The organism is Serratia sp. (in: enterobacteria) (assembly GCF_052400455.1).
Taxonomy (GTDB): domain Bacteria; phylum Pseudomonadota; class Gammaproteobacteria; order Enterobacterales; family Enterobacteriaceae; genus Serratia; species Serratia ureilytica.
On the sequence record NZ_CP185812.1, the window covers coordinates 1,999,182 to 2,020,344 of the forward strand.

27 protein-coding genes are annotated in these 21,163 nt (G+C 53.7%); 24 read left to right on the forward strand and 3 right to left on the reverse strand.

Translation table 11 applies throughout. The features are described from left to right. The first annotated feature begins 1 nt into the window (after window position 1). From ACORQT_RS09675 to ACORQT_RS09780, 22 genes are all read left to right on the forward strand, one after another. Window positions 2–1,327, forward strand: coding sequence for a DUF2213 domain-containing protein (locus tag ACORQT_RS09675; RefSeq protein WP_444859377.1), 1,326 nt, complete (start codon window positions 2–4; stop codon window positions 1,325–1,327). A 1-nt stretch (window position 1,328) separates the two neighbouring features. Continuing rightward, window positions 1,329–1,811, forward strand: coding sequence for a structural cement protein Gp24 (locus tag ACORQT_RS09680; protein ID WP_444859378.1), 483 nt, complete (start codon window positions 1,329–1,331; stop codon window positions 1,809–1,811). Next, window positions 1,811–2,839, forward strand: coding sequence for a DUF2184 domain-containing protein (locus ACORQT_RS09685; protein WP_444859379.1), 1,029 nt, complete (start codon window positions 1,811–1,813; stop codon window positions 2,837–2,839). Before ACORQT_RS09680 ends, ACORQT_RS09685 begins: the two co-directional genes overlap by 1 nt. A gap of 3 nt (window positions 2,840–2,842) precedes the next feature. Beyond that, on the forward strand, window positions 2,843–3,187 hold the full coding sequence (locus tag ACORQT_RS09690; protein WP_164144117.1) for a hypothetical protein: 345 nt from the start codon (window positions 2,843–2,845) through the stop codon (window positions 3,185–3,187). A gap of 3 nt (window positions 3,188–3,190) precedes the next feature. After that, on the forward strand, window positions 3,191–3,661 hold the full coding sequence (locus tag ACORQT_RS09695) for a DUF4054 domain-containing protein (protein WP_038875751.1): 471 nt from the start codon (window positions 3,191–3,193) through the stop codon (window positions 3,659–3,661). Then, window positions 3,662–4,141 (forward strand): hypothetical protein, encoded by a 480-nt coding sequence (locus tag ACORQT_RS09700; RefSeq protein WP_142075392.1) that lies wholly within the window; start codon window positions 3,662–3,664, stop codon window positions 4,139–4,141. Further along, window positions 4,138–4,503, forward strand: coding sequence for a hypothetical protein (locus ACORQT_RS09705; RefSeq protein WP_195879960.1), 366 nt, complete (start codon window positions 4,138–4,140; stop codon window positions 4,501–4,503). The genes ACORQT_RS09700 and ACORQT_RS09705 overlap by 4 nt, the downstream gene beginning before the upstream one ends. Further along, window positions 4,488–5,039, forward strand: coding sequence for a phage neck terminator protein (locus ACORQT_RS09710; protein ID WP_047730616.1), 552 nt, complete (start codon window positions 4,488–4,490; stop codon window positions 5,037–5,039). Before ACORQT_RS09705 ends, ACORQT_RS09710 begins: the two co-directional genes overlap by 16 nt. Next, window positions 5,020–6,504 carry a DUF3383 domain-containing protein gene (locus ACORQT_RS09715; protein WP_444859380.1) on the forward strand — a complete coding sequence of 495 codons (1,485 nt, stop codon included), beginning with the start codon at window positions 5,020–5,022 and terminating at the stop codon, window positions 6,502–6,504. The genes ACORQT_RS09710 and ACORQT_RS09715 overlap by 20 nt, the downstream gene beginning before the upstream one ends. After that, entirely contained in the window at window positions 6,504–6,941 is a 438-nt protein-coding gene (locus tag ACORQT_RS09720) for a phage tail fiber protein (RefSeq protein WP_038875737.1), read from the forward strand. The genes ACORQT_RS09715 and ACORQT_RS09720 overlap by 1 nt, the downstream gene beginning before the upstream one ends. Then, entirely contained in the window at window positions 6,941–7,192 is a 252-nt protein-coding gene (locus tag ACORQT_RS09725; RefSeq protein WP_444859381.1) for a hypothetical protein, read from the forward strand. Before ACORQT_RS09720 ends, ACORQT_RS09725 begins: the two co-directional genes overlap by 1 nt. Further along, window positions 7,192–7,344, forward strand: coding sequence for a hypothetical protein (locus ACORQT_RS09730; protein ID WP_444859382.1), 153 nt, complete (start codon window positions 7,192–7,194; stop codon window positions 7,342–7,344). Before ACORQT_RS09725 ends, ACORQT_RS09730 begins: the two co-directional genes overlap by 1 nt. 208 nt (window positions 7,345–7,552) lie before the next feature. Further along, window positions 7,553–9,487 (forward strand): transglycosylase SLT domain-containing protein, encoded by a 1,935-nt coding sequence (locus ACORQT_RS09735; RefSeq protein ID WP_444859383.1) that lies wholly within the window; start codon window positions 7,553–7,555, stop codon window positions 9,485–9,487. Further along, window positions 9,484–10,290, forward strand: a complete 807-nt coding sequence (locus ACORQT_RS09740; protein ID WP_444859384.1) for a phage baseplate protein — start codon at window positions 9,484–9,486, stop codon at window positions 10,288–10,290. The genes ACORQT_RS09735 and ACORQT_RS09740 overlap by 4 nt, the downstream gene beginning before the upstream one ends. Further along, window positions 10,290–10,592, forward strand: coding sequence for a phage baseplate plug family protein (locus tag ACORQT_RS09745; RefSeq protein ID WP_047730622.1), 303 nt, complete (start codon window positions 10,290–10,292; stop codon window positions 10,590–10,592). Before ACORQT_RS09740 ends, ACORQT_RS09745 begins: the two co-directional genes overlap by 1 nt. Then, complete coding sequence (locus tag ACORQT_RS09750; RefSeq protein ID WP_444859385.1) at window positions 10,589–11,434, forward strand: baseplate hub protein; 846 nt, start codon at window positions 10,589–10,591, stop codon at window positions 11,432–11,434. The genes ACORQT_RS09745 and ACORQT_RS09750 overlap by 4 nt, the downstream gene beginning before the upstream one ends. A 1-nt stretch (window position 11,435) precedes the next feature. Next, the gene (locus tag ACORQT_RS09755; RefSeq protein ID WP_369783542.1) at window positions 11,436–12,122 is read left to right on the forward strand and encodes a Gp138 family membrane-puncturing spike protein; all 687 of its coding nucleotides are present in this window, start codon (window positions 11,436–11,438) and stop codon (window positions 12,120–12,122) included. Next, window positions 12,122–12,478 carry a hypothetical protein gene (locus ACORQT_RS09760; RefSeq protein WP_369783541.1) on the forward strand — a complete coding sequence of 119 codons (357 nt, stop codon included), beginning with the start codon at window positions 12,122–12,124 and terminating at the stop codon, window positions 12,476–12,478. Before ACORQT_RS09755 ends, ACORQT_RS09760 begins: the two co-directional genes overlap by 1 nt. Next, window positions 12,475–13,722 carry a baseplate J/gp47 family protein gene (locus ACORQT_RS09765; protein WP_444859386.1) on the forward strand — a complete coding sequence of 416 codons (1,248 nt, stop codon included), beginning with the start codon at window positions 12,475–12,477 and terminating at the stop codon, window positions 13,720–13,722. The genes ACORQT_RS09760 and ACORQT_RS09765 overlap by 4 nt, the downstream gene beginning before the upstream one ends. Window position 13,723: 1 nt before the next feature. Next, complete coding sequence (locus ACORQT_RS09770) at window positions 13,724–14,311, forward strand: DUF2612 domain-containing protein (RefSeq protein WP_442537101.1); 588 nt, start codon at window positions 13,724–13,726, stop codon at window positions 14,309–14,311. A 1-nt stretch (window position 14,312) separates the two neighbouring features. Further along, a complete protein-coding gene (locus ACORQT_RS09775) occupies window positions 14,313–15,785 on the forward strand; it encodes a hypothetical protein (RefSeq protein ID WP_442537100.1) in 1,473 nt (490 codons plus the stop codon). A 3-nt stretch (window positions 15,786–15,788) separates the two neighbouring features. Then, window positions 15,789–16,190, forward strand: a complete 402-nt coding sequence (locus ACORQT_RS09780; RefSeq protein WP_444859387.1) for a tail fiber assembly protein — start codon at window positions 15,789–15,791, stop codon at window positions 16,188–16,190. 36 nt (window positions 16,191–16,226) lie between these two features. On the opposite strand, the gene ACORQT_RS09785 is transcribed toward ACORQT_RS09780, so the two are convergent. From ACORQT_RS09785 to ACORQT_RS09795, 3 genes are read right to left on the reverse strand one after another with little or no spacing between them, the layout of a single operon-like run. Continuing rightward, window positions 16,227–17,279, reverse strand: coding sequence for an acyltransferase family protein (locus ACORQT_RS09785; protein ID WP_444859388.1), 1,053 nt, complete (start codon window positions 17,277–17,279; stop codon window positions 16,227–16,229). 13 nt (window positions 17,280–17,292) lie between these two features. After that, entirely contained in the window at window positions 17,293–17,556 is a 264-nt protein-coding gene (locus ACORQT_RS09790) for a helix-turn-helix domain-containing protein (protein ID WP_099782366.1), read from the reverse strand. A 36-nt stretch (window positions 17,557–17,592) separates the two neighbouring features. Beyond that, on the reverse strand, window positions 17,593–17,766 hold the full coding sequence (locus tag ACORQT_RS09795) for a hypothetical protein (RefSeq protein WP_153860755.1): 174 nt from the start codon (window positions 17,764–17,766) through the stop codon (window positions 17,593–17,595). Between the two features lie 108 nt (window positions 17,767–17,874). Here ACORQT_RS09795 and ACORQT_RS09800 point away from each other — a divergent pair, with 108 nt between their 5' ends. Both ACORQT_RS09800 and ACORQT_RS09805 read left to right on the forward strand, forming a co-directional pair. Then, complete coding sequence (locus tag ACORQT_RS09800; RefSeq protein ID WP_444859389.1) at window positions 17,875–20,301, forward strand: prophage tail fiber N-terminal domain-containing protein; 2,427 nt, start codon at window positions 17,875–17,877, stop codon at window positions 20,299–20,301. Next, window positions 20,301–21,128 (forward strand): hypothetical protein, encoded by an 828-nt coding sequence (locus tag ACORQT_RS09805; protein ID WP_444859390.1) that lies wholly within the window; start codon window positions 20,301–20,303, stop codon window positions 21,126–21,128. Before ACORQT_RS09800 ends, ACORQT_RS09805 begins: the two co-directional genes overlap by 1 nt. Window positions 21,129–21,163 lie beyond the last annotated feature (35 nt).

A 21,163-nucleotide genomic window follows, 5' to 3' on the forward strand; every position in this document is an offset into this window, starting at 1 on the left:
AATGACGACTGAACGACTGGCATTTGACAGGGGTTCGGTGCGGCAAGTTGATAAGGTCGGACGGCTGCAGGTAGAACGCAGCAACATCAGCAAGGCCAACGTGTGCGGCTATTACGGGCGAGAAATCCCGAATTCCGAGGCGCTGGGACTTGAACCCGATCGGCTGTACATGCTGTACCGCGACCCCGACGAGCTGCGCAAGGCAGCGAAAACCTTCAATAACATCCCCATCCTTTGCCGACACAAGCCTGATTACCCAGGCGCGCCCGCGCGTGAGCTTCGGGTGGGGACAACGCACGCCAACAGTGATTTTGATGGCACCTACCTAACAAACGGATTGTCGATTTGGGACAACTCCGCCATCGCCGGTATCGAGACCGACGAGCAACGAGAACTGTCATCGTCGTATGCGTACGTCGCTGACATGACCCCAGGCGTTACCCCGGATGGCGTCAAATTTGACGGCGTGATGCGGGATATCGTCGGTAACCACGTGGCGCTGGTCGGTGACGGCCGGGCCGGATCCGATGTGCTGGTATTTGATTGTCTCCCGAAGGAGTTACAAAACATGAAATTAAATCGTAAGGGTGTCGCCATGCGCGCAGCGCTGGGCGCCTATCTTAAACCTCGCCTGGCGCAAGACGCCTCGCCGAAAGACCTCACGCAATTGGTGGGCCAGCATAAACGCCCCAACGCGATCGCGAATGCGGTCAAATCCGCGTTTTCCGGCCGCCTGGCGCAGGATATGGAAATCGAGCCGGCCGAGCTTGCCGAACTGATGGAGGCCGCCGAAGAAGTGGTCGAGCCGGAAGAGAACGGACCAGCGTTTGATACGGAAAACCCACTGGAAAGCATCCTGGCGCTGTTGTCCGACAAAGTGCCGGAGGAAGTGCTGGAAAAAATCAAAGCGGTACTGATGCCGGCTGCGGATGACACCCCGGCCGATCCAGCAAAAGACCCGGTAAAAACGAATCCCGATACGGTCAGCAAACCGGCGATGGATGCGGCTATCAGGCTGGCGGCTGACAACGCCACCAAGGCGGCTGCGAAAAACTTCCAGGCGGTTCGCACCGCTGAAAGTGAGGTGCGTCCTCTGATTGGTGACGTGGTGGCGATGGACTCCGCCGAGGAGGTTTACCGCACTGCTCTCGAACAGGCCGGGATCGATATCACCGACGTACACCCAAGCGCTTACCGCAGCATGGTGAAGTATGCCGTAGAGCAAAAACAGGCCGTCAAGGCGCCGAAACTGGCGCATGACTCCGCGGCTGCATCGTCTTTCGCTGCCGATTTCCCTACCGCCGGCAAACTTAAAAAAGGTTATTAACATGTCAAGATTTCAGATGAGCATTAACCAATACCCGGCTCCGGGTATTGAGGGGGCTTTTGCCAGTAACAACCCGTACACCAGCTATGTGGCCGGTGATGGGGCATTGGTCACCGGCGCCGACGGGTTAACCATTGGGCGATTTGCCTGGGTGGTGAAGGGCGTGGCATCGAACAAAGGCACTGGCGCGCCGTCGGGGTTTGTTCCTCGCGATGGCCAGGCGTCAATCGTTGAATGGCTGGGCGCGGCGTCTAATGTGATCCAGCCGGGGCGAGAGTGCACGCTGCACACCGGCGGTGATTACTGGGCGGTTACCACGACGGCAGCCACTGTCGGCCAAAAAGTGTTTGCGTCACTGACCACCGGCGAGATTGCTACCGGTGCCGCCGGCGCGACCATTGAAGGCTTTGCGGAAACGGCATTCTCGGTGGCCAGCGCCGCGGCGGCCAAAGAACGTATCAAAATCAGCACCTGGAGCAAGTGATGAATAAATTTAAGCAGCATTACGCTACCGCTAGCCGCGATTACGGCATCATCCTGCCGGGCGCGCAGGCTTACCTGCCGCCGGAGTACGCGAGCGATTTCGCGCTGGCGATGGATGCGCAGCCTAATCTGGTAACGGTCTCAAACTCCGGCGTGCCGGCCTATTTCACCAACTACGTTGATCCAGAATTAATTCGCGTGCTGGTGACACCGATGAAAGCAGCCCAAATCCTGGGCGAAACCAAAAAGGGCGACTGGACGACGCTGACCACTCAATTCCCGATCGTGGAATCAGCCGGTGACACCAGCTCTTACGGCGACTACAACAACAACGGCATGGTAACCGCGAACGCAAACTGGGTGCCGCGCCAGAGCTACCACTACCAGACGCACACCCGCTGGGGTGAACGCGAACTGGATATGTACGGCGCGGCGCGCATTGGCTGGGCGGCGGAGTTGAATGTCGCGTCTGCCTTGGTGCTGAACAAGTTCCAGAATAAATCCTACTTCTACGGCATCGAGGGCTTGCAGAACTACGGCCTGCTGAACGATCCATCGCTGTCGGCGCCGATTACCCCGATTGACGTCGGCGGTAAGTTGAAATGGGACGATAAGGACGCCGAGGCGATTTATAACGACATCGTCAAGCTGTACAAGCAGCTCGTCAGTCAGACCAAAGGGCATGTCGAGCGAACCGACGCGATGAAACTGAATATGTCTCCGTTGTCGGAAGCCAACCTGACGAAGACCAACCAATACAAGGTCAACGTTTCTGATCTTCTGCAGAAAAACTTCCCGGGGATGACCATCGAAACGGCGGTGGAGTATTCCAGCGCCGCGGGTGAAGTGGTTCAGCTGATTGCCGAGCGTCTGGGGGAGAACGACACCGGTTACTGTGCGTTCACCGAGAAAATGCGCGCGCACGCCGTGGTGACGGAGTCTTCAGCCTGGCACCAGAAAAAATCCGCCGGTACCTGGGGGGCGATCATTCGCCAACCGCTGGCTTACGTACAAATGTTGGGGGTTTAAAAGATGGCAGAGCAAGTAACAGTTGGCTGCAAATTGCCGAACGGTTTGGTGTTGGAAGTCGACGGCCATCAGCAGGCGGTCGCGGGTTACCGCGGCGAAGATGTACGCATTATCGGCGGCTATGGCCTCACACCGGTCGATAAGGAACTGTGGGACGCCTGGCTGAAGATCCACAAAGATCAGCCGTATGTAAAAAACGGTGTGATCTTCGCGCAGGACAATGGCAACAGCGCCCGTGCGCAGGCCAAAGAGCAGGAAAAGTTGAAGTCAGGCCTTGACCCATTGCCGCAAAACAACCCGGCACCGGGGATCAAGCGTGATGATGAAGCGATGAATAAAAAGGAGTAATGCATGGGCGCCGTGGTTTTCAACATCAAGGCATTTCGGGCGCTTTACCCGGCGTTTGCAACGGGATGCGGATCGGCGCCAAGTGATGACCTGCTCGAGGCGCTGTTCAATCAGGCCTCGACCCTCTACCTCGATAATACCGATGAAAGCAAAGTGCAGGATCTGAAAGAGCGCGAGCAGTTATTTTTCCTGCTTGTTGCTCATCTCTGTGCGTTGCGCGGATTTGGTTCAGGACAGTCGGGCGGTCAGGGAAGCGGCCTTGTTGGCCGCATTACCAGTGCCTCAGAGGGATCGGTTTCTGTATCGGTGGACAGCGCCGGCAGTAACGATCAGTCGTGGTGGTATCTGCAGACTCCCTATGGCGCGGATTATTGGCAAGCGACCGCGCCCTACAGGACGATGGTTTATCACCCGGGCTCATCGCCATCGCGCTACCCAGATCACTACTATCGGCCGGTCAGACGGGGGCGCTAAATGGGATCCAGTGTTCGCGGCGGTGCCGCGTTTAAAGCGCGCCTGGCGCAAATTGCCGACGGACTGTCTTCGGGCAAGAGCCTCAAGGTGGGTTTTTTGGCCGATGCGACCTATGAAGACGGGACCCCGGTTGCGCTGGTGGCCGCCGCGAACGAGTTCGGAAAAATGGTGATGACCAAGGCCGGGGAGTCCTATTTTCAGCTACCGCGGCCTTTTTTCCGCAACATGATTTCAGCCAACAGTACGCAGTGGCCCGGTGAGTTTTCGCAGCTTATCCGTTCATCAAATTATGACGCTCGGTTAGCGCTTGGATTGATGGGGGAGCGGATAAAAAGCCAGCTGCAGGATTCTATCCGGGAGCTCAATTCTCCGCCGTTGGCGGAATCGACCATTAAGCGCAAAGGGTTCGATAAACCGCTGGTCGACACTGGCCACATGCAGAACAGCGTCGATTATGCCGTTGATGGAGGTGATGAGTGAATTTGCACGGTATTGTTTCGCGCGCCGTCGGCGCAGTTAATCCCTTCGTTGAGGCGCAGATTTATCGATCGCTCGGTGCCGAAAAACGTGAGGATTATTCCCGGGCGCCGGCCTATGACGCGCCCATTTCGATGATGGTACAAAAACAGGCTGTTACCCAGGGCGATATCCGCCACCTGGACAACCTGAATATTCAGGGGGTGTTCACGTCCATCTATACGAACGGGAACTGGTGCGGTGTGAGCCGACCGAAGCAGGTCGGCGGTGACAAATTCGTCATCGCGGGCGAAACGTGGCTTGTGGTGGCGGTGCCGGAGAACTGGCCGGATTGGACGAGGGTTGTTGCATGTCTGCAAACGTAACGCTCTCGATCACTGAAAGCGATCTCTATAAAGCCCTTGGCGATTTTCTCCAGGGGCTTTTTGTTGATGCGCAGATCGAGCGCACTCAGCAAAACGGGGTGCCGATGCCACAGGGCGAATTTATCGCGATGACTTCGCTGAATTCCGCCGGTTTGTCTACGGCGGTGGTGAAGTACACGCCGCCACCGGCGGCCGGAATGGGTACGCAACACATCACGCGCACCACGCGCTGGGAATGTCAGCTTGATTTCTTTGGCGACAGCGCGGAGCGAAATTCCCTGATGTTCGCCACGCTGATCCGCTCGGAGTTTGGCACCTCCGCTTTTCGCTGCTCCGGGGGCGTCTTAACGCCGCTCTACTGTAGCGATCCCCGTCAGACCACGATGATTAACGGCGAGTGGCAATACGAACCGCGCTGGACGCTGGAATTCATCGCGCAAATCAAACCGGTGGTCAGTGCGCCTCTGGCGTTCTTCGACAACGTGACCATCAAAACGACCACAACGGAGTCCATCGATGGCAATTCCAATCAGTAAAGACATAAAAATCAAACCGGGCGTGCTATCCGCCGTGGGTAATGCGGTCGACCTCAACGGCCTGCTTTTAACCGACAGCCCTTACGTACCGATCGGCGACGTCCCTTCGTTTTCGTCACCCTCGAGCGTGGCCGATTATTTCGGTGGTGACTCTGACGAATACGTTATGGCATCCATGTATTTTCAGGGCTACAACAACGCGACAAAATCTCCGGGGGCGTTGCTGTTCGCCCGATTCAACCGCGCGCCGGCGGCAGCATGGTTGCGCAGCGGATCGTTCAAAGGGGTGACGGTCGAGGAGCTGAAAAAAATCTCCGGTACGCTTACGATCAGCATCAGCGGGAAGAATGCCAGTGCGGAAGTCAATTTCAGCGCGGTAACCAGTTTTGCGGAGGCGGCCGCCGCGTTGCAAACCTCATTGACGGCCGCCGTGGCGACGGTGGTATATGACACCACGCACAATGCCTTCATCATCACTGCTGCCGGCGCCAAGCCGGAAGCGACGACTATCGCGTATGCTACCGGCACCGCAGCGGCACCCATGAAGATGACCAGCGATCTCGGCGCCAAGATCTCCCAGGGGGCGCCGGCGGCAGTGGTTCCCGCGCTGTTCACGGCAATCATCGCCAAGTCGCAGCAGTGGGCCTCATTTTCGACCGTTTTCGAGTGCAAGGATGATGAACACCTGGCGTTGTCCGCATGGGCCAGCGCGCAGGAGGAGCGCTTTTTCTATGTGGCGTGGACCACCAACGAAAAAGCCCGAATTACGGGCAATCAGGATCACATCGCGTACAAGATCATCACCGTGAATAATTACGGGAGTGTCGTGCCGGTGTTCTGCACTGACGTGAAAAAACCTGCATCCGTATTGGGATATGCCGCTGCGCTGGACTTTACCCGCACAGAAGGGCGCGTGCCGTTCAAATTCCGCGAATACAACGGGCTGGCGGCCGATGTGACCAGCGGGGATGAGTACGACGTGCTGATCGCCAATGGCTATAACTTCTACGGCAAGTACGCCGCCAATAACATCGTCGAGGATTATTGGGCAGATGGCTCGATCACCGGCGATTTCAAATGGCTGGACAGCTTCGCCGGGCAAATTTGGCTGAACGCCAACCTGCAGGGCGCGGTGCTGGCGCTGTTCAAATCCAACAAGACGATCCCTTACAACAACGCCGGGCGCGCGCTGGTTGCAACCTCGATGACCGATGTGATCGAGCAGTTTAAAGCATGGGGCGGCATTCGTGCCGGGGTGACACTGTCCGCGGCGCAAAAACTGGAGATCAGCAACGCAGTAGGGGAAGACGTGTCGGCGACAATTTTCGCGACGGGGTACTACCTCTATGTCGGTGAAATGCTGCCGGCTCTTCGACCAGGTCGCACCAGCCCGAACTGCGCGTTGTGGTACAGCGACGGCGGCAGCATCCAGAAATTGAATATTGCATCGACGGAGGTTCAATAATGTCCAACACCATCACTTCTGCCGACGCCATCATTACGCTGTCGGTAATGAACCTGTACCCGTCAGGCGTGCAGCTGCAGGGATTCGCTGCGGATAATATCTACGGGACCGACGCGCTGAGCCTGGCAGAAACGGTGCGCGGCGCCGACGGCAAGTTATCGGCCGGCTTCATTTACGGCAACATCAACCAGACGATCTACATTATGCCGGATTCGGAAAGTCGGGACGTGTTCGATACCTGGGCTACCACATCGCGCGCCAGCGTGGCGGTGTTCCGCTGCAATGCAACGGTTATTTTGCCGGCGCTCAAGCGCAAATATAAATGCGTGAACGGCGTGCTGAAGCAGTGGAAGGCGCTACCGGATGCCGGCCGCATTCTGCAGGCCAGCCAGGCGATCATCGAATGGGAATCCATCACTCCGGAGGCGTTTAACTGATGGCACGTAAAGAGACGTTTATCACTATCGACGCCGCCGGGCGCGATCAGGGCAAGGTTTTCTATATCAAGGAAATGTCGGCTTCACAGGCTGAATGGTGGGCTTTGCGGGCGCTCATGGCGATGGGGCGCGGCGGCGTCGAGATCCCCGATAATTTACGCAGCATGGGGATCGCGGCGATGGCTGTTGAGGGCTTAAAGGCGATTTCGAAGATCCCCCGGATGAGGCCAAGCCGCTGCTTGATGAGTTGATGACCTGTGTTCAGGCCGTGCCGAATCCAGCGGATAAAACCGTGGTTCGCCCTTTGATTGAAGCCGATATCGATGAAGTGGCCACACGCCTTAACCTGCGCGCGGAGGTGTTCAAACTGCACGTGGATTTTTTCGCTACCGCCGGCCGCTAGATATCCCGCCTCGTTTTGCCAATCCTGACAGGCCGTTTGGGCTTGTCGATTACACCAATGTCCCGCACACCATCGCCACCGTGATTTCCGCCGGCAAAGCCTCCAAGGCTGAGCTGGATGCGGTGCTTGGTGTGCAGGACCTGTGGGATTTGTTGGAAATCATCCAGGTGGACGCCCATAACGCACGCGTAATGCAGGAGGGGAAATAGTGGCAATGGTACTTGACGAGCTCGTCCTCGCCCTGGGTATTGACGACAAAAATTTCAGCGCTGGCGAGCAGGCGGTAGTGGCCGGGCTTGACCGCCTGACAGCGGTCATGGAGAACGTTGCGCAGGCGTTCGACACCGGCGAGAAGAAAAGCAGCGAGGCGCTGGATAAAACCGGGAAAAAAGCCGACAAAACAGCCAAAGACATGGAAGCCAGCGGCAAAAAAGCGGCGTCGTTCTTTTCCAGTATTCGCGCCCAGGTGCTGGCGCTGGCCGGCGTCACGTTGTCGCTGGGCGGCCTCAAAAGCTTTGTTACCGGATTCACCAGTAACCTGAACCAATTGGCGACGGCGGCCGATGCCTTTGGCATGTCGGCCAAATCGCTGGATGGCTGGACCAAGGCGGGCGAGGCGTTCGGTGTCAGTGCCAACGAGATCGTGGGCGCGTTCTCTCGCATCAACGATGCAAAGGCACGCTTAAAATCTGGCCTTGGGCTGGATCCTCAACTTCAAAGTCTGCTGCTGGCCGCTAACCAGGCGGGCGCTAATATCGATCTGGGCCGGGATGGGACTGAAGATATTGTCCGCAAATTGGCAGCCGCGTTTCCAAACCTGAATAAGGATCAGCAGCAGGCCTATGGCAGTGAGCTGGGGTATGGCTACGCCGCGCAGCAATGGTTCGGCTCTGGCCATGCGTTGCGCGATGTTGACCGATTTACAGCGCGCTCAGGCGTTGACGATCAGTCCATCGCAGCGGCGCGGAAGTTTCGCCAGCAGTGGGCAGAGATCAGCCAGGCCTTTGAGAAAACGGGATACATCCTCTTTAACGCGCTGCTGCCTTACATCAAACAGTTCAACGCGTGGCTGAATGATCTGGCGAACTGGATGGCACAGCACCCGGATGAAATCAAAGCCGCGGTGCAGGGCGTGTTCGATGTTCTGTCGAGCATTGTCGGTATCGCCGGTGAAGCCGCCAATGCGGTAGGAGGCTGGCAGAACGCCATTCTGCTGCTGGTTAGCGCATCGGTGGGTGGCAAGCTGCTTTCCCTGTTTAAAGGGCTCAGCGGGGCGCTGATGGGGCCTGCCGGCCTTATTGCAGCTCTGGTGGCGCTTGAGGAGTTTGTCATTAAACCCCTCGAGGAAAAATACCCTGCGCTGAAAAATAACCCCGTTGCGGATGCCCTGAACAATCTGCCATTCAGTGACAAGGTAGAGGGGTGGGGAAAATCCGCTCACGATTGGGTTAAGGATACATTCGGGATCAATCTTCCGCGTGGTGATGGTTACGGGCAAGACCAGGCTCCGACGCAGTTTGCTCAATCTGTACGCCGCCCACAGCCAACAAAGGCCGGTGAGGAAATGCTGGCGTGGCTGCAGCCGAAACTCAGCAAGCTGGAGGAAACGTTTGGGCTCCCTGCCGGGCTGCTGCGCAGCATGGTGATCACGGAGTCAGGCGGCGATACTCAGGCTGTATCGAAAGCGGGCGCCAAAGGGCCGTTTCAGTTCATGCCAGGCACGGCGAAGGACTTCGGGCTGGTCGGCGATGACGTTTTTGATCCGGAGAAATCAGCCCATGCCGCAGCGCGCTACATGTCGCAGCTGCTGAAAATGTTCGATGGTGATCTGGGTAAGGCGCTGGCGGCGTATAACTGGGGCCAGGGTAATGTTGAGCGCAAAGGGCTCGGCGCGGCCCCGCAGGAAACGCGGGAATACGTGCCGAAGGTGTTGTCGAATTTGCCTCAGCCGGGCGCAGGCATGGCGGCGCAGGCGCGCCAGCCGGTCGGCGGTTCGCAATCCACGATCACCGAAACAACCCATATCGGCACTCTGCAGGTGAATTCGCCGGCGGACAGCACGAAAGGGATCATCGACGACGCAAGGCAAAAAATTAATCGCTCCAGCCTTGTGGGCGCGTATGCATCGGGAGTATCGACATGAGGTTTTCCCTGAATCAGGCCACTGTACTGAATGCTGTGCGGGGCGGTGGCCTGCTGTCTGTCGTTAACAGCGTGCTGGCACCGGGATACGGAATTTATTATGCCTCCGGCGCCAGTGTTGGCACGAAGCCCTTTTCGCCAACGTCATTTGTCGTTATCGAAGTGGGGGGCGAAGCGTCGATCACTACTGCACCGATCGAGCGAGGTGGTTACACGTCGTTCAACAAGGTGCAGCGGCCGGCAGAATTACACATTACGTTTACCGTGGAGGGCTGGACTGGGTTTTCAGGCGGGCTTCCGAACCTGACCAATCTCACGCTGACATCCCGCTCGGACGTGCTGGCCACCCTGGAGACGATGCGAACAACGGCGGAGGTTTATGACATCGAAACCCCCGACAAAACCTATTCGTCCTATGACCTGACCAAATACGATTATCGGATCCGAAGCGACGGCGGCCCGACGTTGCTTACGGTAACGGCGGTTTTTCAGGACGTGCAGGACGTGGCCGAGGTGACCGTCAGCAGCGAGACATCGCAGGCCGACACTACCAATAATCAAATCACCCAGGGAGCGAGCGCCAAAACGGAGCTCGTTACCTCTTCAACGAGTGGTTCCACCCTTTCTGATGTGAAGAAAGCGATCTCCGGCGTGCAGCGCTCGGCGTCGGAATTGGTTGGGAACATTGCCGATAAGGTTTCGTCAGCGGTCGAGGATGTGACCAAACCTCTCGGAGAGGTCACCGTCAGCGCGACGCAAAAGTTGGAAGCGGCGGTTAAGCAATTGGCGGGGAGTTTAACCTGATGCTGGAAATTGTACTCAAGCCCCTCAAGTCTCAACGATTCACCGTCTCCCTGAATAATCAGGCCTGTGAAATTCGTCTGGCACAGCGTACCACGGGGCTATATATCGATCTGACCGTTAACGGCACTCCCTGCCTGCAGGGGGTGTTGTGCCTGAACGGCAACAAGATCGTGCGTTACGGCTATCTGCCATTCGCCGGCGAATTATTTTTCGCTGACCTGGCGGGAAACGCGGATCCTGAATGGTCCGGCCTGGGTGAGCGTTTCAAACTTTACTACCTTGCGCCGGAGGAAATGCCGTGAGCTATCAACAACGGGATATCAGGGTGGAGTTTACCCTGGCAGAGGGGCGAACGTTTGACGATCGGGGTAACGTGCTTACCGTCAAGAATGCGCGCTGCTATATAAGCCTGGCGGCGTATGGCGGGATTGCCGGCACGCAAATTACCCTTTATCTGTGGGGGCTCGTGGCCCAGCAGATGGCGGCGCTGAGCTTCAAAGGGATTTGGATTGATGGGGCCAAGCCTAATCGGATCCGCGTATGGGCTGCTGACCGTCTGATTTTCGAAGGGTTTATCAGCGATGCATATGCGGATTACAACCAGGTTCCGGATGTGCCGCTGATTATTACGGCGAACATGATGTTTTATCTGCGGGCGAAAAAGGTGTCGCCATTCAGCGCGAAAGGCCCCGTCCCGATCGATGACATTTTGATGCCAATGGCATCATCAGTGGGGCTGAAATATGAGAATCAGGGCGTTAAACGCACGCTGCCCGATCCGTATTTCCAGGGAGATATCACGCAGCAGATGATCGAGGCGGCACGGGCTGTTGATGCCGAGATCGATATCAACGTGGAGAAGGTGACGATCTGGCCAAAGGGAGTATCCCGAAAAGAGCCGGCATTGCTCGTTTCTCCCGACCACGGATTAATCGGGTATCCCATTTTTACCAATGTTGGGCTGAGCATTTCGTGTCTGTTCTGTCCTGATATTTTTATTGGTCGCAAATTGTCGTTGGTGACTTCGCTCCCGAACGCCAGCGGCCGCTATGCGGTGCTCGGTGCAATGCACACGTTAACCTCATGGATTGAGGGCGGCCAATGTTCAACATCCTGCGAATTGTTGCGGCAACCCGGGGGCTGATATGGAAAATTTTCATGTAAACGGCTCCGATCTGAATGGTGATATCAACGCGCAGGACTTCGTTATGCGCCAGTTTCTTGGGCGTCATGCGTTTATCACGTTGGGTAGGGTGATCAATGCCAACGGGGAGCACGTGGACATTCGCCCTATGGTGATGGCCGTCGCTGGCGACGGCTCACCTATCCCGCATGAGGTAATTTACAACGTGCCGGTGTGGCGTCTACAGGGTGGTCAAAGTGCGGTGATCATGCCACCGAAAGCCGGTGATATTGGGTTCATAGCGATTTGCGATCGGGATATCAGCGGGATTAAAGCCACGCGCCAGCCCGCTATGCCGGGATCAAGGCGCACGCACAGCCTGTCAGACGCGATCTATCTGGGTGGTGTGCTGAATGGCGACCCGGTGCAATTTGTCGAGTTTGCTGATCAGCAGATCAATGTAACTTCACCCTGGAAAATCACGCTGAATGCGCCGGATGTTGAAACCAATGCATCGAAGCGCTTTGCCGTTAACTCGCCGGAAATCGCACTGAACGGCGCGACCGAGGTGAGCCAGAAGTTTACAGCCAAAGGCAAAGCGGACCTGTCCGCCGGCGCCATGATTGGTGGCATCGAGTTTGGTGACCACTTGCATGGTGGCGTGCAATCAGGCAGCGCGCAGACAAATAAACCGCAACAGGGGGCATGATGCAAACTCGCTCACTTCTTCTCGATACGAATACCTGGGATCTGATGCTGGACGACAAAGGCAACCTGGCGGTCACGGACAACCCTTATGCGGTGGCGCAGGATGTGGCGTGCGCCTGCAGCACTTTCCTTGGCGAGTGTTGGTATGACAACACGCTCGGGATTCCTTATTACCCGCGGATCCTCGGCCATTGGCCCGGCACGCAGCTGATTAACACCAAAATGCAGCAGGAGGCGATGAAACTGCCGACGGTCTCCAGCGCGCTGTGTACGGCAGTCTCAGGTGGCGATCGCCGCATTGGTGGCGTAATGACGATCACCGATACCAATTTCAACGATTACACGGTGCTGTTATGACGGATGAAAACACCAATTACACAACTGCGGTACCGGCGGTTACGTTTTCAAAAACGGGGCTGCTGGTGCCGGATGAGGTGGACATACTAAACGGCCGGTTAACCGATTTCTCCACCGCGCTGGGGAGCTCGATGGGGACCAGCCTGACAAGCCCACAGGGGCAGCTGGCGATGAGCGATTCGGCCATCATCGCCGATAAGAATGATCAGTTGCTGGCGATCGCGAACCAGGTGAACGCGGACTACAGCAGCGGCAGGTTTCAGGATGCGATTGGCCGGGTTTATTTCCTCGACCGCATCGGTGCCACCGGCACGACAGTAACCGGGACGTGCTCAGGGCTGGTGGATACGCTGATCCCTGCTGTAAGCCTGGCACAGGATGAAGCAGGGTATCTCTACGCCAGCCTGTCCGACGCCACGATCGGCGCCGCCGGTAGCGTTGATGTGGTTTTCCAGAACCTCACGACAGGCCCGATCGGTTGCCCCATTGGTGCGCTCAGCAAGGTCTACAAAGCGATCCCTGGCTGGTCTGGTGTGACGAACCGCGCCGCCGGGGTGCCGGGCAACAATGAGGAGAGCAGAGCCGACTTTGAGCACCGCCGACGCAATTCCGTTGCCAACAATGCCCGGAATACATTGAACGCGATCCGCGGCGAGATCCTCGCAAAAGTTCCCAACGTAGTGGATGTATACGTTACGCATAACCCGACCCCGGTAGACAGACAAGTCGGCTCATCCAAATATACATTGAAGAAAAACACGTTCTACGTTGGCGTATATGGCGGAAAGGCTGAGGATATCGCGGATGCTATCTGGCGCAAGGCGCCGCCCGGTGTCGACATGAACGGTGATTCCTCATACACGATTGCAGATACCGACGGCTATGAGCCGCCATACCCGGAGTATGTGATCACCTGGCAGGGGTTGAAGCCGGTGAGCGTGTCAGTGAGGGTTATCCTGAAAAAAAGCGAATATTTACCATCGGACATTACCGATCAGGTAAAGGGTAAAGTGATCGCGGCATTCAATGGCGCTGATGGTGGCAATCGTGCGCGTGCAGCGGCTGCGCTGGCCGCCGGGCGATTCTATGCGGGCATTTACAGCATTGACCCTTCAAACATCGATATTCTCAGCCTGGCGCTGAGCAGGGATGGTAACGCTTTTTCCTCATCCCTCCAGTTTGGAATCGACGAAATTCCGACGCTGGATCCGAACAATATCAGCGTAGAGCTGCAGGAGGTCTAAATTGCAGAATGTGGCCGCCACTGTGCTCGCACAGTACGCCGCCAGCCCCCGCCTTAACGCCCTGATTGGCAGCTTCAACGAAGCCGTTTCCCCCGACAAGTTCGTCGATGATTTTTACGATCTGATCTGGAACATCGAAACCGCAGAGACCTATGGCCTCGATGTGTGGGGAAAAATTGTGGACGTAAGCCGGCGGCTAACGGTCGACGATGACTTTAATTATTTGGGGTTCAGTGAGGCGCGGCTGGATACGCCAACGCGGACAGATCCCCGGCCATTTGACCAGGCGCCGTTCTATAGCGGTGAGAGCTCAACGCAGACCATTGAACTTGCGGACCCGATTTACCGCCGTCTGATCATGATGAAAGCCATGAGCAATATCACCGATTGCTCAATACCGAATATCAATCGGATGTTGCGTTACATGTTCGGCGATCGGGGGCGCGCCTATATCCAGAACGATGGCGGAATGAAGATGAGCTATGTGTTCGAGTTTGAACTGTCGACCGCAGAGCTGGCTATCGTCCAGTCCTCCGGCGCGCTGCCGGCGCCCCCAGGTATTAACGTTTCAATAATTCAGAAGGCATAAAATGAAACTGACAGATAAACCGCGTCAGATTGCAGTGCCGTTCGCCAGCGGTACGGCTGACAAAAACACGATCCCCAATAATGCCACGCAGGAAACCAAGGAGAAGGGCAACGCAGCCTATGACTCTGGTTTTCCTCCGCTGACTATGACGGCGATCGCGGCCGGCGGCATCCCGCCGCACGGGAAGGATTTCAACGGGGTGCTGAACGATATCACCGTGGCTATCCGCTTTTCTCAAGCCGGTGGTCATTACACCTTTGATTCGGCATTTGCCTCGGTGATCGGCGGTTATCCCCGTGGCGCGATGGTGTTGAGTGCTGATGGTTCGAAAATCTGGTGGAATACGGTTGATTCAAACACCACAGATCCGGATGGCACCAGTGCTGCAGGTTGGAAAAATCTATTGGCGGATCCGAATGGGCTGTTTCTTCAAAAGTCGCAGAACCTGGCGGATTTGCAAAATAAAGCGGAAGGGCGGAAAAACCTTGAGCTCGGTACTGCAGCAACAAAAGACGTTGGCGTCGCAGATGGAAACGTGATGGCCGTTGGCGCCTTCGGTTTGGGGATCGGACCTCAACATAAAGCCGATGCGTTCAGTAACATTGCGCAGATTTACCGTTTGAGCAACACCAGCACTGGTGCGCCAGGCAGCAGCACATATGGTGTAATTTGTCTGCCGTGCTCAGGCGAGCCATCTGCAACTTATCTTGCGGCCGGCAATAACGGTGAGTTTCACGTTGGTCGATCGTTTACTCCATCGGCGGGGGTGGCGTGGAATCGTGTTTACACCACGGCATTTAAGCCGACTGCGCAGGATGTAGGGGCGCTGCCGCTGACTGGCGGAACGCTAAGCGGCAATCTTAACGTAGACGGTGTCGACTTCATCAATAAGCGCAAATATGTTGAATTTAACGATGGTAGTGCGAACCACCGGCAAACGAGCGGGATCCATCTTCAGGGTGCGGGAGACCAATATGCAGACGTATTGTTTGATGAGGTTATCGGGCAATATGCGGCTCTACGAGTCCACACGCGCAGTGCTGGAAACGATGGATGGTATGAATTTCGGAATGATGGAACATTTAATGCCAGCGGCACAGTTGGGGCTGGTGGCGGAAACGGTTCAAAAATGCATCCCGACGGGAATATATGGGGAACAGCGTGGGGCGGATACCTGAAAGACTTTTTGAATAACAAGGTCAACAGGGATGAATTCCTATCAGGGGTTAATGGTAATGGGGCATGGACCAGGCTTCCGGGAGGGGGGCAATGGTGTAGAAAAAACTTTAGCATACCAGCGAAGCAGGCTTTAACATGGGTATTCCCACTATCATTTCCTGACACACCTGCTGTATTTGTTACAACAATAAACGGCGCCCCTACGGTATGGCTTAATGGTGCTGGAAATGAAAATGCCTCTTTTTATAATGACAGCACTAGCCCTGTAAACGTGAACGTCTTGGCTATATGGTGATTTATGACTAAATACTTTATTTCAGTTGATGCGGATGGGTATATTAGTGGTATGTATATCCCAAGAAATGAAAAGGATATGGCGCTACTTGATTCGGATGGTTTTTATGAGGTATCTGAAAGCGAATTTAAAAGCATAGGGAGTGGAAGTAAATACATTGGGGGAGCCATTGTTGATGGTGCTCCCAATCCACCAAGTTTAAATCATGATTTAAGAAAGCACTTGCACTCTTCAATGATTAGATCGGCAAGTGAAAAGATAAACTATCTCCAGGATGCGATAGATTTTGGCGTGGCAACGGATGAAGAAATCTATAGCATTGGAATGTGGCGTAAATACAGGATTGAACTCAACAGAATCGACCCTTCAGACAAAGATATAACGGAATGGCCTATTTCCCCATAAAAAGCAGTTACCACCTAATACAGGTGGTAACGTGGTTCATAATTTCTTTGAGATTTTTATGAATGGTTTTTCTATGTACTTTAGCGTGTACTTAGAGACGGAGATAGTTATCAAAATTGACAATATTGCCATGAATGAATTCAGAAGATTGTTTGATGACTTCAAGAATAAAAATAGATATATAACAGGAGTGTGCATTAAATAAATTGAAAAAGACCGCTGCCCGAGAATAGAAAGAATCTTGGAGTCTAAGAATTTAAATTCCGGAAGATCCATTAACCCAATTGTTGAGATGGCGAGGGCGATTAACGGGGTTGCAATTATATACTCTGTGACACTTAAATTAATAAATATGACTATTAAAACGATGGCTGCAAAGCCAAATGAAGATATGCAAATTGACAATTTCTTGTGTGACTTTAAGAAATCTAAATTTGCCACTGTGAGCTTGTAGGCCATAATCCCTATAGACATAGAAAAAAGACATCTAACAATCCCACCATTCACAAGAAATGCGTGATACTGAGGCCCTTCTGGAGGCGCGATATTAAATATAAAGAACAAGGTGGCAGAAATAAACACAAACAAAATAGGCATGGCCATAGTTAGGCAACTAACGTATATTAATATGGTTCCAATATACATTTCCACAGAAATCGACCAGCTTGGTTGGTTGCTAGAAAAATCAAAGCCAATCCCAATGGCATTCATTAGTAAAGAGTCACCAAAAATATTTTGGATCGTGGATTTACCTAGCCATTCGGGGTAGGGGGTTCCAATGCTGATAAAAAGACACAATGGCACAAGCAGTATTGTGAATAAATGTAATGGATACAACCTTAGCAATCTTTTAAGAAAAAATGATTGAGGACTTAGGGAGCCGTTTTTAATGTCAATAGCATGCGCATGGTAAAGAACCATGCCTGACAAGATAAAAAATACGTCCACAGAGAATGATACGTTCTTAAAAGGGTATAAACCTGATTCCCAGCCAGTAAAATGTCCGAATGAATGGGATAACGCGACGATAATAGCAAGCGCTCCTCTTATACCGTCTAATCCGGACAATCGAAAATTTTTATTCACCATGTACGAGTCCATTCTATTTTATTGTGGCTCCAATTGAGGCCATTTTATCGATGATTTTATCAAGCTCCTGCGGAGACAATGAAAGTTGCGCCGCCATAAAAAATAGAATGTGCGGTGACATTGCTCGCGGTTCGGCACCGCCAGTGTATTTTCGCCACTGACTATTGCTTGCCACACCCGCCAGATCTGCCATTTGCGTTCCGGTATATCCGAGCTCTGATTTTAGCTGCTCCAGATCCTCAGGGGTGGGAGGGGTGTATTCGTTTATCAGTCTCATTTTTTACCTGCGAAAAAGCCCCTTTCGGGGCTTCTCTTAAATAAATTTGATGATGATGGTTGTTACCGTAGCCACCGCACCGATTAAACCGGTTGCTACGGCTACCGGATACCACATTGTTTCCCGGTTAATCTTCGCCGTCTCAGCCATCAGCTTGGCGATTTCGGCGTGGATCTTTTCAAGCTCTGCGGTGGTCATGTCGTTTGTCATCTCTCTCTTCCTTTCGGGTTCGGGCTGCGGCCTTTCCGCTACCTCATGTAGTAAATGGTAGCCCCAATGGTGCTATCTGTCAATCGTTAGTCTGAGGTTATTCACCATATGATCAAAATATCCGGCGTATACCGCGATCCGGCCGGCGTAGCCATGCCTGGCGCTTTGATAGCTGTAAAGTCGAAAAACAACACACTTGAAACGTTCAAATGCTTGTGTGTAGAAACCGTGACAGGTCGCGGCGGAGAGTATGAATTCTCGGTCGTTCCCGATGATTATGAAGTATTCATCACCTATGACAATGGGATCCGCCAGCGGCTGGGCTTCATGCGCATCGAAGATGGAGCGGCGGATGGTTCCCTTAATGATTATCTGATTTATGCAGATCCGGAGCTGGCCCGGCCGCCGGTTTATTCTGACATTAAACGGATGTCCGAACGGGCAAGGAATGCAGAAATTGTATCCTCAGAATCAGCGCGTGCATCTGCGGGATATCGCGATGCTGCAATGGATGCCAGGGATGTTGCTGTAGCAGAAAGTAAAACGGCGAAAGCGAGCGCGCAATCGGCCATTGCCAGTGAAAAGGGTGCTACAGAATCAGCCGCATCAGCGGCAAATTCAGCTAAGGAGTCCAAAGCAGCAGAAGGTATGTCAAAAAAATATTCGGATGATGCCCGGGATTATTCGGAGATAACACAATCAGTATCTGATGCCTATCCAGATGAAATTGCCGCACAAAAAGCAGTAGATGACGGAAAGGAAACTCGTAAATATTTTTGGGTGCATTCGCAATCAACGAATGAATTAGCGCTGGAATACACAGTTTCGAACGGGAGGATTGTCCCAACTGGCAGATGGTCGATGGCTGGCGGGGCGGTAACTGACGCACTGAACGAAATGAAAACGCGGGTTAGCACTGTTCCCAACGCGCCAGCAGGGATCGCCGATAATATTGCTGCTGGGGTTGAGTTCGCAGATGGTCATTTTGCGCCGCTGATGCTGGATGACGGCCGACATGCCTTTATCGATAGCAATGGAATGCTGCGAGTTGTTGCTGCTGATTCTGACGTCGTGGTGCGGCCATACATCGAGGCGCAGCCGTATACCTTACCTGATGGTGCGGTGTGCACGAAAATTATTGTCGATCCCTATGAAAATATCACAGAGGCATGGACAGAGGATGGTGGATATTATTTTGCTACCCCAGACGGCCTAAAGCGTGTCGGTGATTTAAAACCAGCCGCCCAACAGATAAAACAGGCAACTGCCGTAAGCGACCTGGTGATGAATTACGGCGCAACACGTATCTCTGTTTCCGATGATCTGCGCCCTGTAATGTACATCCTGCCGACATTCGGCCAGTCGCTTGCAGAAGGCTGGAGCACTTACGATGATGACGTGTTGATCGCTACTACACAGCTATATCCAGAAAATGCGTGGATGTTCAAATCTGATCGCGGAGCAGGTAAAGAAAATCCAAACCGTGGCCCAAATCCGATTGATGAAATCGTGTCACTGAAAGACACCGTAAATGGAAACTGGAAAGAGACGTCGTGCTCATCGTCTGCTTCACACATTATCAGCGAAGTTGAGAAAATGACGGGTAAGCGGATCCATATTCTACGCTACGTGGCCGCGCAGGGAAGTATGGCGTACCGCAATTTGACAAAGGGAACTTACGCATGGTCTGTGTTGATTCAAGGATTGATTGACGCTAAACGGATTTGCGAGCGAATGGGGTTTAAACCGATTGTGCTGGGGATTGATGTAAAAGCAGGTGAATCAGATATTGATAAAACTGGTGGGATTTTCGCAGACCTTTACACTCGATTTCTGAAGAATTTTGACCGTAATATTAATTCTGAGGTTAAGCGTATATTTGGCGGTGACCATCCTGCTGTATCTATTTTCGTAGAGCAATGTAGCTGGTGGCCGTTCACAGAATGGGACATTAAAAATGTGCGACAGGGACAGCTAAGCGCCGATGGACATGGCAATATTCGATTCACCGGCCCCGGTTATCAATACCCGCACGTGGGCGATATTATTCATATCAACTCGAAAGGGCAAAATCAGCGAGGTGTATCACTAGCACGCGCAGTGGTTTTCGAATGCTTTGGTACAGGTTTTATTCCTGTTAAACCAATGGAGGTCTACTGGTCAGGTGCAAACACTATCGATATTATCTGTTCGTCATCTGTAGAGATTATCAAAGATACATCTGATGTAATTGTTAGCTCTATCGCTCTTGGCCCTGGTGCTGGGTTTGGTATCCGTGCGCGAGATAGTTCACCTATTAGCATCACCAGTGCTACCCCGTTTGGTAAAATTGGTATCCGTCTGAACGTGGACAATCCAACGAATACACGCAATGTGCAAATTAGCTATGCGCAGCGACGTACTGGAAGTGATAACCAATCCGGCCCGATTTATGGCGCACGCGGATTATTCCGTACAAAAGACGGCATAACAAATCTCTATACCGGTGAAATTGAATATCAATGGTTGCCAGCCTTTATATGGGAGCTAAATTAATGGCTAATGCTATGGTTGTTTTTAAAGCCGACCGACCGGCGAATAACCCAAATCTTCCGAAACTCGAAATAACTCAGCAAGAAATTGACATCCTGAATATGAACCCTTCAGCTTGGCTCGAAGCCAAAAGTGGAGTGGTTTCAAGCGGTGGTGATGTTTCTCTTGTTCGCGACAAAACCGGCCGCGCACGTTGGGTGCCGGTGGCTGCTCTGGCACCGCGAATTATTTCGGTGGGGAAAGGCTTTGCGCTTCGGTTTGGTCGTGCTGCTTCAAACTCAGGCACGCTAATCGCGCAGGGCGGTTACGAGTCCCTGCCAGCTGATGGGATTTACTCGCAGTTTATTTTGTACCGCATTCCGCTCCCTAACACAGAGGGATACGGCGGTACGGGCGGTAATATCTGCGGGAACTACACGACCGTGCCGGACTGGCTGCGCGTCAGGTTCGGGAATGATTCATTCCAGACGGATGCTGTTTGGATTAACCACGGCGGGACGGCGGTCAGTGACCCAAGCAACTACCCGATCAACACTGTTATTACGGGGTTCCGTGATAATCAGTGGCATATTGCGGCAATCGAGGCGACGAGCTCGCATCATCGCTGGGAACATGACGGCGCGCTGTTGCAGCAGAAAGATATCCCGGCCAAGCCGTTCGCAACGGCTGCATCGCGCCAGCTGATCGTCGGCGGTGCAGGCAACCCGTTGAGTAATGGTTTTCAGGGAGACATCGCCGCGAAAATTATCATCCCTGGCGTTCTGTCGGTTGACGCAAAAAACACGCTCTATGCGCGATTCAACGCGTTGAAAGCAGAACTGCAATCGTAAGCGGTCGCCGGGAGGGAACCCGTCCATTCATCAAA